Annotated in this window: 11 protein-coding genes; 2 read left to right on the forward strand and 9 right to left on the reverse strand. The window is 50.0% G+C overall.

Annotation, left to right across the window (positions count from 1 at the left end; all coding sequences use genetic code 11):
• Positions 1-406 precede the first annotated feature (406 nt).
• The 7 genes from gdhA to B7991_RS00345 all read right to left on the reverse strand — a co-directional run bounded on the left by gdhA (position 407) and on the right by B7991_RS00345 (position 7688).
• Entirely contained in the window at positions 407-1756 is a 1350-nt protein-coding gene (gene gdhA / locus B7991_RS00315) for an NADP-specific glutamate dehydrogenase (protein WP_088629089.1), read from the reverse strand.
• A gap of 441 nt (positions 1757-2197) precedes the next feature.
• On the reverse strand, positions 2198-3046 hold the full coding sequence (locus B7991_RS00320; RefSeq protein WP_088629090.1) for a patatin family protein: 849 nt from the start codon (positions 3044-3046) through the stop codon (positions 2198-2200).
• The gene (locus tag B7991_RS00325) at positions 3046-3759 is read right to left on the reverse strand and encodes a lysophospholipid acyltransferase family protein (RefSeq protein WP_088629091.1); all 714 of its coding nucleotides are present in this window, start codon (positions 3757-3759) and stop codon (positions 3046-3048) included. Before B7991_RS00325 ends, B7991_RS00320 begins: the two co-directional genes overlap by 1 nt.
• Before the next feature lie 57 nt (positions 3760-3816).
• On the reverse strand, positions 3817-4260 hold the full coding sequence (fabZ, locus tag B7991_RS00330; protein ID WP_015732419.1) for a 3-hydroxyacyl-ACP dehydratase FabZ: 444 nt from the start codon (positions 4258-4260) through the stop codon (positions 3817-3819).
• Positions 4260-4991, reverse strand: a complete 732-nt coding sequence (locus tag B7991_RS00335) for an SDR family NAD(P)-dependent oxidoreductase (RefSeq protein WP_014544923.1) — start codon at positions 4989-4991, stop codon at positions 4260-4262. The genes fabZ and B7991_RS00335 overlap by 1 nt, the downstream gene beginning before the upstream one ends.
• Positions 4992-5012: 21 nt before the next feature.
• On the reverse strand, positions 5013-7406 hold the full coding sequence (locus tag B7991_RS00340; RefSeq protein ID WP_088629092.1) for a beta-ketoacyl-[acyl-carrier-protein] synthase family protein: 2394 nt from the start codon (positions 7404-7406) through the stop codon (positions 5013-5015).
• A gap of 36 nt (positions 7407-7442) precedes the next feature.
• A complete protein-coding gene (locus tag B7991_RS00345) occupies positions 7443-7688 on the reverse strand; it encodes an acyl carrier protein (RefSeq protein WP_014544921.1) in 246 nt (81 codons plus the stop codon).
• Positions 7689-7929: 241 nt separating this feature from the next.
• Here B7991_RS00345 and fabD point away from each other — a divergent pair, with 241 nt between their 5' ends.
• Complete coding sequence (fabD, locus tag B7991_RS00350; protein ID WP_014544920.1) at positions 7930-8778, forward strand: ACP S-malonyltransferase; 849 nt, start codon at positions 7930-7932, stop codon at positions 8776-8778.
• Between the two features lie 21 nt (positions 8779-8799).
• Positions 8800-10341, forward strand: coding sequence for an acyl-CoA carboxylase subunit beta (locus B7991_RS00355; protein ID WP_088629093.1), 1542 nt, complete (start codon positions 8800-8802; stop codon positions 10339-10341).
• A gap of 281 nt (positions 10342-10622) precedes the next feature.
• On the opposite strand, the gene B7991_RS00360 is transcribed toward B7991_RS00355, so the two are convergent.
• Entirely contained in the window at positions 10623-11408 is a 786-nt protein-coding gene (locus B7991_RS00360) for an inositol monophosphatase family protein (RefSeq protein WP_088629094.1), read from the reverse strand.
• A 6-nt stretch (positions 11409-11414) separates the two neighbouring features.
• Positions 11415-13787, reverse strand: a complete 2373-nt coding sequence (locus B7991_RS00365) for a hypothetical protein (protein ID WP_254917782.1) — start codon at positions 13785-13787, stop codon at positions 11415-11417.
• Positions 13788-13844: the final 57 nt, after the last annotated feature.

A 13844-nucleotide genomic window follows, 5' to 3' on the forward strand; every position in this document is an offset into this window, starting at 1 on the left:
GAAAAAGTTCATTTAATATAAAATAAATTTTAACATTCAAACAAATTAATCTCAACTATTTCTTAACACCAATAAATACAAGGATTTGTGAGGAACCTCACACTTCTTCATATTGCAAAACGGTCCAAATTGTTCCGAAAAAATCAAAAAAGCAGCCTCCTCAGCCACCATTTTCTCAAAAAATTTCATCCAAAAATTTACGAAGTTTCGCCCCAACCCAACTTCCGTATGTAAAATATCAGTTTTCCGTAATGTAAATACCCGTAAATATTTCAGGCAACAAAAAAAGCCTCCAGCTTATGACCGGAGACTTTTTCAATGTTTTTCGCATTTGGCATTTAGCCATTGGAAATGTAACTGGATCCTTCACGATCTACGGTCGCTCAGGATGACGCTTTCGCGTCAATTACACTGCACCCTGCCACTTCATGGCATCGGCAACCTTGAGGAAGCCAGCGATGTTTGCACCCATCACGAGGTTGCCCTTCTGGCCGTACTTGACAGCGGCAGAGGAAGCTGCGGCGTAGATGCTCTTCATGATGCCTTCGAGCTTCTTGTCCACTTCTTCGAAGGTCCAGGAGAGACGTTCGGAGTTCTGAGACATTTCGAGGCCGGAGGTAGCAACGCCACCAGCGTTAGCAGCCTTGGCAGGTCCAAAGAGAACGCCAGCCTTCTGGAAGGCTTCGATAGCTTCCGGAGTAGACGGCATGTTAGCACCTTCAGCAACGGCCTTCACGCCGTTAGCGATAAGAGCCTTTGCACCTTCGAGGTCGAGTTCGTTCTGGGTAGCGCACGGAAGAGCGATGTCGCACTTGACCGTCCAAACGCCCTTAGAACCTTCGTGGTATTCAGAACCCGGAACAAGCTTAGCGTATTCGCTGATACGAGCGCGCTTGTTGTTCTTGAGGTCGAGAACGACGTCGAGGTTGATGCCGTTCGGGTCGTAGATGTAGCCGTTGGAGTCAGAAACGGTAACAACCTTAGCACCGAGCTGCGTTGCCTTCTGGCAAGCGAACTGAGCAACGTTACCAGAACCAGAGATCACGACAGTCTTGCCTTCGAAGGAGTCGTTAGCGAGGTCCTTGAGCATTTCGCGAGTGAAGTAGCAGAGGCCGTAACCGGTAGCTTCAGTACGAGCGAGAGAACCACCATAGGAGAGGCCCTTACCCGTGAGAACGCCCACAAATTCGTTGCGGATGCGCTTGTACTGACCGAACATGTAACCGATTTCGCGAGCGCCAGTACCCTGGTCACCAGCCGGAACGTCCGTGTCAGCACCGACGTGCTTGCAGAGTTCAGTCATGAAAGACTGGCAGAAACGCATGACTTCGTTGTCGCTCTTGCCCTTAGGATCGAAGTCGGAACCGCCCTTGCCACCACCCATCGGGAGCGTGGTCAAGCTGTTCTTGAAGATCTGTTCGAAGCCGAGGAACTTGAGCATGGAAAGCGTCACTTCGTTACGGAGACGGATACCGCCCTTGTACGGGCCGATAGCAGAGTTGAACTGCACGCGGTAGCCACGGTTGACCTGAACGTTACCCTTGTCATCGAGCCAAGGTACGCGGAAAGTGATCACGCGTTCCGGTTCGACGAGGCGGTCGATCACGCCGTTAGTTTCCCAAGACTTGTCCTGTTCGAGGACCGGGTCGAGGGATTCGAGGAATTCGCGGACAGCCTGGTGGAAGAGGGCCTGGTCCGGGTCACGGGCGACGACCTTGTCATAAACCTTCTGAAGGTAAGCATTCTTGATTGCCATTTTTTATATCTCCGTTGAGAATTAGATTGTTAATGTTTTAACGGTTGTAAAGATAGTAAAGGGTGCTCCGAAAAAGTGAAAAAGGAGTAAAAATCTTCAATTTCTTACAATTTTGTAAGTTAGTTTTTCAACAGTTTTACCGATTGCTTTTTTTCGCGAAAAAACGAGGGTCTACAGCACAAACACTTACATTTTTGTAAGTTTATGATTTTTGCAAATTTTAGTAAATAAAGTTTTACATTCACTACAGTGTTTTTCTTTATACGAGAAGGCGGTGCGCTCCCCATACGCGGATCATGACCACATAAGAGCTAAAGCTCTAAGTGGTCAAAGAACTCGGAGGCGGGCATGACATAGCAAAAAAGCCTGCGCAAAGCAGGCTTTTCAATACTAGAAATGACTGTATCCTTCCGCCTTCGGCGGCAGGATGACATGCGTCTACTAGATTTCCATGAAGGCTTTGAGGTCGCCCATGCGGCGCTTGGCGTATTCAAGTCCCATGTTGTAGGATTCGTCAAGTTCATTACGATCCGTTGCAAACAGGTCGCAAACTTCTTTTTCCGGGCGGAAAATCAAAAGCTTGCCTTCCCTTTCGAGCTTTTCCATCTCGGCAAACATTTTCTCGTAACGCTTGTAACGCAACATGAGCGCACGGAAGAAATCCGGGTACTTGCGCTTGAACATCGGGTTCAAAATCACACGATACTTGCGGAAATCCGTCACAATTTCGCCAGGGTAATGCGTCGAGACCACAACGACCTTGTCGCAGCCCTTTTCAAAAGCACGCTGGTACGGAATCGGAGAGGTCACGCAACCATCCGCATAATGCTTGCCGTCAATCTGGGCAATCGGGAAAAGCATCGGAAGGGCACTGCTCGCATTCACGATATCGAGCAAGCGCTTTTCGCTCATGTATTCCTGGAAGAATTCCGAGCGCCCCGTTTCGAGGCATGTCAAGCCAAATTCGCATTCAACACCCGAACCAAAGAACAGGTGAAAATCGAACGGCATATCGCCATACGCCGCATTGTAATGAAGCGCGTGGCATTCCTTCTGGATGCCATCAAAAATGCGATGAGCCTTATCCCTACCCTGCTGGATTTTTGTCGGCTGGATAATGTAGCGGAAACGACCACGCTGGCGCGTGACAAAGTTCATGGCCGCATGACAACCAGCACTTACTCCCGAGATATACGGGAAATAAACACCTTCATCCAGCCAAGCGTCCAAAACGCCTGCCGAAAAAATGGTCTGGCGAGATCCACCCTCTAGAGACAAGCCGATTTTCACTACTTGCTCTCCTCGGGGACGATTTCTTCAGGCGTTTCGGCAGCGACAGGGAGAATAGCTCCCGTCTGTCCTAAAGCGCGCTGCTTGAGATTCCAAACCTTCTGGCGGAAGTATTCACTGCGTTCTGCAAGATGCTTAGAAGACGGAATTCCCTTGACGCGTTCAATCGTTTCGGGTTCGTCCACCACAATCTGCGTGCGGTGGCCAATCTTATAAATACCATCAATGCCAACAGAAAGAACAGGAGCGCCCGTGCTACGAGCGAGGAAAGCAAAACCCGTCTTGAACTCGTTCATGAGTCCATCATAACGACACTTGCCTTCCGGGAAAATAATAACGGAATTGCCCTTTTCAAGTTCCTTCTTTGCAAGGAGCGCCCATTCGGTATCGAGGTTAAAGCGGTCACAAGGAATGACGTTCTTAAAGCGGGAAAGTGCCCAATGAAAATGCGGGTCTTCGACCTGATCCTTGGCTACAACAATGCTGCGCTTATGGAAGAACAAAGACTGCACCATCAACGGATCGAGCATGCTCGTGTGGTTTGCAATGATTACCATCGGCTGCTTCAAGTCCGTCGACGTCACAGACTTTCCCAAGAAAACCATCTTAGGGCGATAGAAAATCAACAAGTAAGTGCGCACCCCGTGAACAACCAGGAAGAGCACAAACTTCCAGAACAAATCAGCAATTATTTTTTTCGATTTCTCAATCATCAACTGTATATAAGGTGATCCCGGCACAAGGCCGGGAAGACACAAAGGACAATTAATTTATTTGCCCAGAGATTCTTTGGGGATGCTCGTAAACGTCAACGAGCCCTTGGCGTGGACATTGCCGTTCACCTTGACAACGCAGTCAAAGCCGACGATGACTCCACCGCCCTTCGTCTTGTTGACGGAGATTTCGAGCTGGTCGCCCGGAATCACAGGCTTCACGAACTTGAAACCGTCAATCTTCAAAAGAACGTACAAGTTCTTTTCAAGGTCTTCGGCCGGCTTCTCGATAACGAGAGAGCAAAGCTGGGCGCAGGCTTCGCAAATGAGGACGCCCGGCATAATCGGGGTGCCCGGGAAGTGGCCCATGAAGTACGGTTCGTTTACAGAGACATTCTTGATGCCCGTTGCAGATTCGTTCGGAACAAGTTCCGTGACCTTTTCGATCATCTGGAACGGCGGACGCTGGGCAATCTTTTCGCTGATCTGGTAAATGTTCATCACAGGGAAAGGCCTCCATCCAAAACGATCACCTGGCCAGTCACATAGGCGAACTGGTCAGAAGCAAGAGCAGAAACGACGTTTGCGACTTCGTCAGCAGAGGCAAAGCGCTTGAGCGGCACCTTTTCGAGGTAGCCCTTGCGGGTTTCTTCCGGGATGGCTTCGATCATTTCTGTAGCGACAAAGCCCGGAGCGACAGCGTTCACGCGAATGCCATAGCCACCAAGTTCCTTGGCAAGCGTCTGCGTAAAGGAGTTCACGGCGCCCTTCGTAGCGCTATAAACAGCCTGGCCTGCGAGAGCAAACTTAGAAGAAACAGAAGACATGTTGATGATAACACCAGACTTCTGCTTGTACATCTTGACAGCGACCTGCTGTGCGCAATAGAAGTAGCCCTTCACGTTCAAGTCAAAGCACTTGTCGAGCGTATCCGGGTTCATCATCAAAAGATATTCGTCACGGACGATACCGGCGTTGTTCACGAGCACGTCGATACGGCCATAAGCCTTGAAAACATCGCGCACCATCTGCTTGACTTCGGCAAGAACGGCGACGTTAGCCTTGTAGACCATGCCATCGCCACCTTCGGCCTTAATTTGTTCAAGCGTCTGGAGAGCAGCTTCATCAGAGCTGGAGTAGTTTACGACGACCGTGTAGCCGTCACGAGCGAGGCGGAGGGCACAAGCCTTGCCAATCCCCTTAGAAGAACCAGTAACGATTGCAACTTTCATTATAAATTCTCCTTAAAAAAATTATTTACCGAGCACGACGGCGCTGTAAGAACCGCCCGTAGCAAAGGACGTGACCAAGATCTTCTTGAAGCCTGCAGTTGCGACCTTCTTCTTGGACACTTCGCCATTTGCGATAAAGTAGGCGTTTTCTTCGGCAAGTTCACCACCGAGCATGAGAGCAGCTTCGGCAGCGGCGAGTGTCGCGGAAGCGGCACGGCCTTCGCCCACGCGTTCCTTCACCTGGAAGAGCGGGAGACTTGCGAGCTTGTCGCCAAACACGCGTGCGTATGCACCCTTTTCGATATCGTCAATCTTCTTGAAGCCGTTTGCAAAACCGCAGACAGCGTCAATTTCGTCAATGCTGACGCCAGCATCGTTGAGAGCATCCTTGATAGCAAGGTCAAGAGCATCGTCAGAACCGGAGATGTGGCCGAACTTCACGTTCTTGCGGCCATTGCCGTAACCGAGAGCATAGCAGTAAACCTTTGCACCACGGGACTTGGCGTATTCTTCAGTTTCCATGATGATAGAAACAGAGCCATCGCCCACCACAAAGCCATTGGAGTTGGAATACGGTTCCACCACCTTGTCGGCGGCGACGTTCATCTTCTGGCAGAGTTCGGTGATGATCGGGAGGTTTTCGTCCGTACCCGTAGCCATCATGGCATCTTCCTGACCGTCGTGGATGACGTTCATGGAGTAGCCGATGCTATCGAGACCGGAGAGCGGACCCGTCGTGATGGTGACGCCGTAGCCTTTGATTCCAGAGAGAATCGAGAGGTAGCCACCGGCGGCATTATAAACTGTGTGAGGGAACTTGAAGGCGCTACCGCCAGCATTACCGGCTTCGGCAATGAGTTCCTCGAAATCGTAAGTGGCACCGAGGCCGCCTTCGCTGGTACCCACGATGATACCGATCTGCTTGGCATTATCTTCAGTGACCGTAAAGTTTGCATCCTTGAGGGCGCGCATGCCGGACACGGTCTGGAGCTGGCCCAGATTGTCGAGCTTGCGGTAGAAGGCCATCTTGATGCCGAGTTCCTTGTAGTCGTCGTTCGTGACGGTAGAGCAAATGGAAGCGGATTCCGGGAGCTTGCCGTTCTTGACGGCGTCAAGGTAAATTTCCTTGCTGTTACCGATTGGGCTTACAATGCCAATACCTGTCACAGCAATCTTCTTATCCTTAGCGACCTGGCTCTGCACATCGCCCGGCTTCTTGCTGAACACGATACTTGCGTTCGTGCCGCCGAAAGCGACGTTGTTGCTCATGACGCATTCGAGTTCCTTAGCACGCGGGGTGTTCTGCACGTAGTCCATCACGCCAACCTTGGCCTTGAGGGCTTCGGAATCTTCGGCAGAGTAATGGAGCGTCGGCAAAACGGTATTCGTCGTGAGAGCCTTGATGCTGAACACGGCTTCGATTGCACCGGCAGCGCCGAGGCAGTGACCCGTCATTACCTTGGTCGAACTGACACTCAAGGTCGGATTTTCTTCGTCAAAGAACTTGTGGAATGCATTGATTTCTGCATTATCGTTCTTGCCCGTACCCGTACCGTGAGCGTTCAGGTAACCGATGTCAGACTTCTTAATGCCAGAATTCCTGACAGCGCGGTCCATCGCTTCGAGGAGGCAGACGCCATCTTCGCGAGGAGCCGTAATGTGGTGAGCGTCGCTTGTGACGCCTGCGCCGAGAACTTCGCAATAACGCTTGGCGTTACGCTTTTCGGCATGTTCCAGAGATTCGACAATCACGATGCCAGCGCCTTCACCGAGGGTGATGCCGTTGCAGTGGTTGAACGGAGAGCAACCGTTTTCGTCCAAGGCATGGAGCGAAAGGAAGCCAGAGTACGGAACAGAAGCAAAGGAGTCGGAGCCACCGGCGATCACGACATCAGCCTTGCCAGCGCGGATAAGGTCGCAAGCAAGAGCAATGGAAATCGTACCGGCAGCGCAAGCGTTGCCCACGTTTGTGACAATGCCGCCCGCATGGCAAGCTTCGGCCACCTGGGAGGCGATTGCAGCAATGGGCATCTTCGGAATTTCGTTGACGTTCTTACCGTGACGATGATACTGTTCAATGCTGAGGACTCCACCCACGCAGCTACCGATAATGACACTTACGCGGCTGCTATCGGCAAAGTCACCGAGACCAGCATCGTTCAGGGCTTCTTTCATAGCCTTGATGCAGAGCTTGGAGGCGCGGTCTTTTTCGTCCGGGCATTCGATATCGTCCAGCGTATCACAGTTCACTTCGGCAGCCAAGTCTGCATAGCAGTTCTTGGTATCGAGAGAAGTGGTCTTGTGAATACCGGAGACGGAATTCAGGGCGTTTTTCCAGGTTTCTTCAACATTGTTGCCTACAGCGCAGATAACGCCAAGGCCAGAAACAACACAGCGACGATTATTAGAAGTCATAGAAATTCCAAACAATACTCAAATAAAAAGGCTTGATTAAGCCTTGTTCTTTTCGATGAAAGCGGCGATGGTATCGATGCTCTGGAAGTTTTCCTTAGCAACGCCAGTCATAGAAACGCCGAAGTTGTCATCGACGAAGGAGATGATTTCAAGGGAGTCCACGGAGTCAAGACCGATTTCTTCGCCGAAAAGCGGAGTATCGTAATTCAGGACATCGCCGTCTACGCCGAGATCGGACATAAAGAATGCCTTGAGTTTGCTCTTGATTTCTTCGTTTGCCATAATATTGTATCCTCTTTTGATAAAATTTTAGTGCAAAGATAGAAAAATATTCTTTCGTAAATTGCAGTTTTCACAAAAAACATACAAAATGCAGTTTTTAAGGATGAATGGTAATTACACATCACACCTATATTAGTTAGTGTGTTTAGGGCAAAATGCGTATTGTAAACTTTTTTAAAAAGTATGTTTTCTGTAATATATAAATACCATTTACAGTAATATTATTTACTAAATTTGAGCCATGATTTCATACGTATTTCCCGGTCAGGGTTCTCAGTTCCCAGGAATGGGCAAAGATTTATTCGAATCGAACGCCGACGTAAAGTCGATGTTCCTCAAGGCAAACGAAATTCTCGGCTTCAACATCACTGACGTGATGTTCAATGGCACCGCAGAAGACCTCAAGCAGACAAAAGTCACACAGCCGGCAGTATTCCTGCTCTCTGTTGCTATGGCTAAGGTTCAGGGTGGTAAGCCGGATATGGCCGCAGGTCACTCGCTCGGCGAATTCTCTGCACTCACGGCCACGGGCGCCATCACTTTTGAAGCTGGCCTCAAGCTCGTTGCAAAGCGTGCCGAAGCCATGCAGAAGGCTTGCGAACTCCGCCCGGGTACGATGGCCGCTGTTCTCGGCGGTTCTGACGAACTCGTCGAAGAAGCTTGCGCACAGGTCAAGGACGCAGCAGTTGTTCCGGCAAACTTCAACAGCCCGGGACAGGTCGTTATTTCTGGCGAAAAGGCCGGTATCGATCAAGTCGCAGCATACCTCACCGGTAAGGTGAAGCGCGTCGTTCCGCTGCAGGTCGGTGGTGCATTCCACTCCCCGCTCATGGAAAGCGCCCGTGCAGAACTTGCAAAGGCTATCGAAGAAACTGAATTTTCGACTCCGGTCTGCCCGGTCTACCAGAACGTAGATGCCAAGCCGCACACGGATCCGAACGAAATTAAGGCAAACCTTCTCACTCAGCTCACCTCCCCCGTCCGCTGGACACAGACGGTCAAGAACATGATTGCAGATGGTGCCACAGAATTTAAGGAACTTGGCCCCGGCGAAGTTCTTACCAACCTTATCAAGCGCATTCAGAAGTAAGCGCAAACACACAGGAATACTATGTGGGATAAATCGTATTTAGAAAAGTTGAGCGAACGCAACGCCAAGGCACAGGCCGGTGGCGGCGCCGCTCGTGTAGAAAAGCAGCATTCCCAGGGCAAGCTCACTGCTCGCGAACGCCTTGAAATCCTTTTTGACAAGGGCACGTTCAAGGAAATTGGTGCCATGCGCCTTTCCCAGAGCATCGAACTCCCGGAATCCAAGCGCATTTACGGTGACGGTGTCGTGACGGGTTATGGCAAGATCAATGGCCGCCCGGTTTACGCTTGCTCCCAGGACTTCACGGTGAGCGGCGGTTCTCTCGGTTCCGCACACGCGAAGAAGATTTGCCACGTGATGGACCTCGCCCTTGATTCAATGGTGCCGTTCATCAGCATCAACGATGGCGGTGGCGCACGTATCGAAGAAGGCGTTAGCTCCCTCGACGGTTACAGTGGCATTTTCGCCCGTAACACTTGGGCAAGCGGCGTGATTCCGCAGATTTCCGTGATTCTCGGACCGTGCGCAGGTGGTGCTTGCTACTCCCCGGCTATTACAGACTTTATCTTCATGACAGAAAAGACGAGCCAGATGTTCATCACGGGCCCGGCCGTCGTGAAGGCTGTGACTGCTGAAGTCGTGACCCCGGACCAGCTCGGTGGCGCAGGCGTTCATTCTTCCAAGTCCGGTGTTGCACACTTTGTGTACAAGGACGACAGAGAATGCCTCGAAGGTGTCCGTAACTTGCTCAAGTACCTCCCGCAGAGCAACACAGACAAGTCTGTCGCTCAGGCCGGTACGATCGTGGACAAGTCTGCCGACATCGAAGAAATCATTCCGGACAACTTCAAGCGCGCTTACGATGTTCGCGACGTGCTCAACTGCTTTGCCGACAAGGATTCCTTCCTCGAAATCCAGCCGGAATTTGCAAAGAACGTTGTCATCGGCTTTATCCGCCTCGACGGTAACGTGATTGGCGTTGTCGCTAACCAGCCGAAGTACCTCGCCGGTTCTTTGGACGTGGACGCTAGCGATAAGGCAGCACGCTTTGTCCGCTTCTGCGATAGCTTCAACATTCCTATCCTTACGCTCGAAGACGTTCCGGGTTACATGCCGGGCACGAAGCAGGAACACAACGGCATTATCCGCCACGGTGCTAAGCTCCTCTTTGCATACGCCGAAGCAACAGTGCCGCGCGTGACGCTCATTCTCCGCAAGGCATACGGTGGCGCATACATCGCCATGAACAGCAAGAACCTCGGTGCAGACTGCGTGTTCGCCCTCCCGATTGCTCAGATCGCCGTTATGGGTGCTGAAGGCGCTGTCGACATTCTCCGCAGAAAGGAAATCGCCGCTTCTGCTGAACCGGCCAAGCTCCGCGAACAGTACATCAACGAATACGAAGAAAAGTACTTGAACCCGTATATCGCCGCTGGCAACGGATTCATCGACGAAGTCATCGAACCGAAGAGCGTTCGCGACCGCCTTGTTTCCGCCTTCGAAAACTTGAAAAACAAGAAGAAGGCTGTGCTCTGGAAGAAGCACGGAAATATTCCGCTGTAATCTTTAGACGACAAATGCGTAAGGCGAGCGTCGCGAGAACTGCTTGCAGATTCTCATGACCGAGCCCAGCATTTGGGATTAGAGCGAAGCGATAATCCAAAGACGAGAGACGAGTTTTTAGTCTAAGTTTATCGCAAATAAAAATGTCCCGATTCCGTCGCGGAATCGGGATGTTTTTTTGTTATACAAGACTTGACTGGGTCCATCACTTCGTTCAGGACGACGACGGTTATTCGTCATTCCGAGCAACGCGAGGAATCCAGTAAAGGTTCGACTAGCGCCTATTGCAAAGTTTTCACGAGGGTGTCGTGCAACAGTCCGTTGGTAAAGATGACCTGTTCGGCATCGACGAACTGCATGGGAGTACCGTCAATGTGTGTAGACTTGCCGCCCGCTTCTTCGACAAGGAGCGCAATCGCCGCGATGTCCCACGGATAGCTCATGGTCATCACAAAGCAATCGATGCGGCCGCAGGCCGTAAAGCAGCCTTCAATCACTGCAGAGCCCAAGCACTTCACGCGTTCGAACGTTTCGGCTTCGCGTGCAAAATTGTGAGAATTCTGCGCATTGATTTTTGCGGCATCGCCTACGTTGAAATCGCCATTCGAAACAATTGCATGTGTCGGATTCGATTCTCGGCTCACATGAATTTGTTTGTCATTCATGAACGCACCCATGCCTTTTGCAGCTGTGTAGAGTTCACCAAGCTTCGGCAAGTTCACAACAGCAACAAGCGGTTTGCCTTCGAAATGCAAGGCAATCGAAATGCCCCACAGCGGAATACCACGGCTAAAGTTCACCGTGCCATCAACCGGGTCGATAATCCAGCGGTAGCGCGGATCGGAGCCTTCGATGATGCCCGCTTCTTCGGTGCGGATGGAATGTGTCGGGAATGCGGCACGCAGCCCATCGACAATGAGCTTTTCACTAGATACATCGGCGATAGTCACAACGTCTTTAACAGTCTTGTAGCGGACATCGCCAAGGTTGTTCTGGAGTTCAAGGCAAAGGTCGCCCGCCTTACGGGCAAGTTCCTTTGCGACATTCAAAAAGTCTTCTGTATTCATTTCTTTTTACTTCTTGTACGCGCAGCAGCGGAAGCCAACAGCAGGCGATTTGTAGAACGATGCTGCTTCGCGATAATGGAGTTTTTCACCCGTCAAGAACACGACTTTTTTGCTTGATGGTTTATAAGTCAATCCATTTGCAAGTGAATCCAGCCAAGATTTACCGCCCTTCTTGTATTCACGATAAAGAGAGAAATCCTCGCCAATAGTCTTGCCATTTGCATCGACAACATCATAGAACTGGAGCGTATCTCTGAAATCTTTCGGAGTCAATTTTTCATACAATGTTCTAGTCGTATCAGCAGCATAAACAGTGTCAATCTTAGTACCTTCACGATAGAGATAAACAGTATCCAACGTATAACCAGGACGAGTGTAGTATGGGAACGCGCGGTTGGTGCAGTAAGCAATCGATTCACGGTCAAGGCCATTGAACACCATATAGCTAGATCCCTTCAGCACTGCAGCGGTGTCTTCGGAACGACCTCGCACCCACTCTTGGTACTGCCCAGGCAAGTCCCGAACGCCCATCGAATTCATGCACCCCGGATCACGCATTGTGACATTGGCAGCCAATTCTGCATTTCCAGTACCGACATTGCAAACTCTGAAAAGATAATCAGATGCTTCCGAGCCATTCTCTTCGATCACGCCATAAGCAAGGGAACCGCCAGACAAGCATACAAGTTCCCAATCGCGCTCACCACATAACGAGACTTCAAAACCGCTAGCGGAGATTCCCTCACAAGCAGCCAAAGCTTCGGAATGCAAAACACCCGTCATAAACTTGCCATCATCATCGCGATGTTCGAACCGCTCCATGCAGAACGACGTCGTATCAGACGTAGAGACCGCAACAAAACCTTCAGGGCAATTAAGGTCTGCGGCAACATCGCCCGGCGAAACAAAAACAGAATCCACAAGGGCTGCAGAATAATAACCAGAATTATCGACACCTCGAATTCGCAAAATCAAAGTATCACCAGGAGCCACCCAACGAATCGTATCCGTCACAAAGCTACCCACGCCTGTATAATCACGATAGAAGTGGCCATCCTCATCACGGCCATAGCGTTCACTATAACGGGTCTTGCCGCCAGCGTAGGAATAGGCATTCCAAGAATCATCTAGTTTATTGTAATATTCAATCTCATAATGCGACACAATCTTGTAGCAGCTATTTTCGTTACAGCCTCTGGGAACAACCAATTCTGAATCAACTTCAATTCCATGATTCTTAGAAAGCGGATCTAAGCTACGGCTCCAGAAAATACGAAGCCTATTATTGCTATCCAGTTTTGCAAAACCAGGGAAAAGAGAATCCTCTTCCGTAAAGATTCGCTTTGCCATAAGAGGAGCTATAGAATCGGTTCTTCTGATGACCTGATTCGAATCCACCGGGTTTGACATTTCAGAACCACTGTAATTGCCCGCCATATCCCAAGAAGACAAACCAATGGTGTACTGGTATTTTTCGGTTTCAGACTGGGTGCGAAGACCTTCGATAAAAAGACGGAAACGATTCTTGTTAATGTTTTGCGTATCGTAGCCCTTGCCATCAAAAACAACAAGATGCAGATAGTTCTTTTGTTTGTCAATGTTGGAGCTAGAATCTACAAGAAGAGAGTCGTAATGCGTATGGATGTGGGCATGACGTTTGTAAAGCCTGTTCCCTTCATAATCAACACCATCCGGAGACTGAAGGGTTATCTTGAGCTTGCTAAGATCCTCGTCGGCGTCCTTGGCCCAGATTACAATGTTGTATCCAAAAATAAGGCCAGAATATTCTCCCGGAGTGAGAATATCCGTACGGTCCATCGGGCGATACCATTCAAACATAGCGCCAGTAGACCAAACAGAATCCTTAAGCGGTTCAACTTTAGATGGCGGCTGGTCATCGACGAAACTTAAGAACACGCGCTGCAAAGCACCGGGATCGCCATCGTCAGAGTATTCGCTAAACATCGCCACTTGGAGAGTCTTGTAACCATCCTCGATAAAATGCGCAATAGAGTCCGTCAAGTCAAGCGTATCGTAATAGCTACCTGAGGTAGAATCGTACTTGACAAAAAAGGCGTCCCTAACGCTCTTACTATGAGCCTTGTCAATTTGCTTATCGCTGACTGACCTCGACGTGCTATCGACAATCGTCGTATCAAGCCAAACACACAAGCCGGAGTAATTCTTGAGGCGAATCGGATAACGATACCGAATCTTAAAGCAGACGCTACCTTCGGGAGCATCGGAAGCACATTCCTTAAGGACGGAAACTTCGGAAATTTCCCTATCAAAGGAGAATTCATCGCCTTCGTCATCATCGGCGCAAGCGAAGAAAAATACAGCCAGAGAAAATAAGAGATAAAGTTTTAAATAGCGCATAGAATTCACGCTATTAATTTAGAAAAAACGATAGTAACACGAACACCAAGAAGCTAT

It is taken from the genome of Fibrobacter sp. UWB3 (assembly GCF_002210405.1).
Classification (GTDB): Bacteria; Fibrobacterota; Fibrobacteria; order Fibrobacterales; family Fibrobacteraceae; genus Fibrobacter.

Bases quoted from the DNA above. Each gene is read 5' to 3' on its own strand.
- gdhA (WP_088629089.1), bottom strand. From the start codon at position 1,756: ATGGCAATCAAGAATGCTTACCTTCAGAAGGTTTATGACAAGGTCGTC.
- B7991_RS00325 (WP_088629091.1), bottom strand. From the start codon at position 3,759: ATGATTGAGAAATCGAAAAAAATAATTGCTGATTTGTTCTGGAAGTTT.
- fabZ (WP_015732419.1), bottom strand. From the start codon at position 4,260: ATGAACATTTACCAGATCAGCGAAAAGATTGCCCAGCGTCCGCCGTTC.
- B7991_RS00335 (WP_014544923.1), bottom strand. From the start codon at position 4,991: ATGAAAGTTGCAATCGTTACTGGTTCTTCTAAGGGGATTGGCAAGGCT.
- B7991_RS00340 (WP_088629092.1), bottom strand. From the start codon at position 7,406: ATGACTTCTAATAATCGTCGCTGTGTTGTTTCTGGCCTTGGCGTTATC.
- B7991_RS00345 (WP_014544921.1), bottom strand. From the start codon at position 7,688: ATGGCAAACGAAGAAATCAAGAGCAAACTCAAGGCATTCTTTATGTCC.
- fabD (WP_014544920.1), top strand. From the start codon at position 7,930: ATGATTTCATACGTATTTCCCGGTCAGGGTTCTCAGTTCCCAGGAATG.
- B7991_RS00355 (WP_088629093.1), top strand. From the start codon at position 8,800: ATGTGGGATAAATCGTATTTAGAAAAGTTGAGCGAACGCAACGCCAAG.
- B7991_RS00360 (WP_088629094.1), bottom strand. From the start codon at position 11,408: ATGAATACAGAAGACTTTTTGAATGTCGCAAAGGAACTTGCCCGTAAG.
- B7991_RS00365 (WP_254917782.1), bottom strand. From the start codon at position 13,787: ATGCGCTATTTAAAACTTTATCTCTTATTTTCTCTGGCTGTATTTTTC.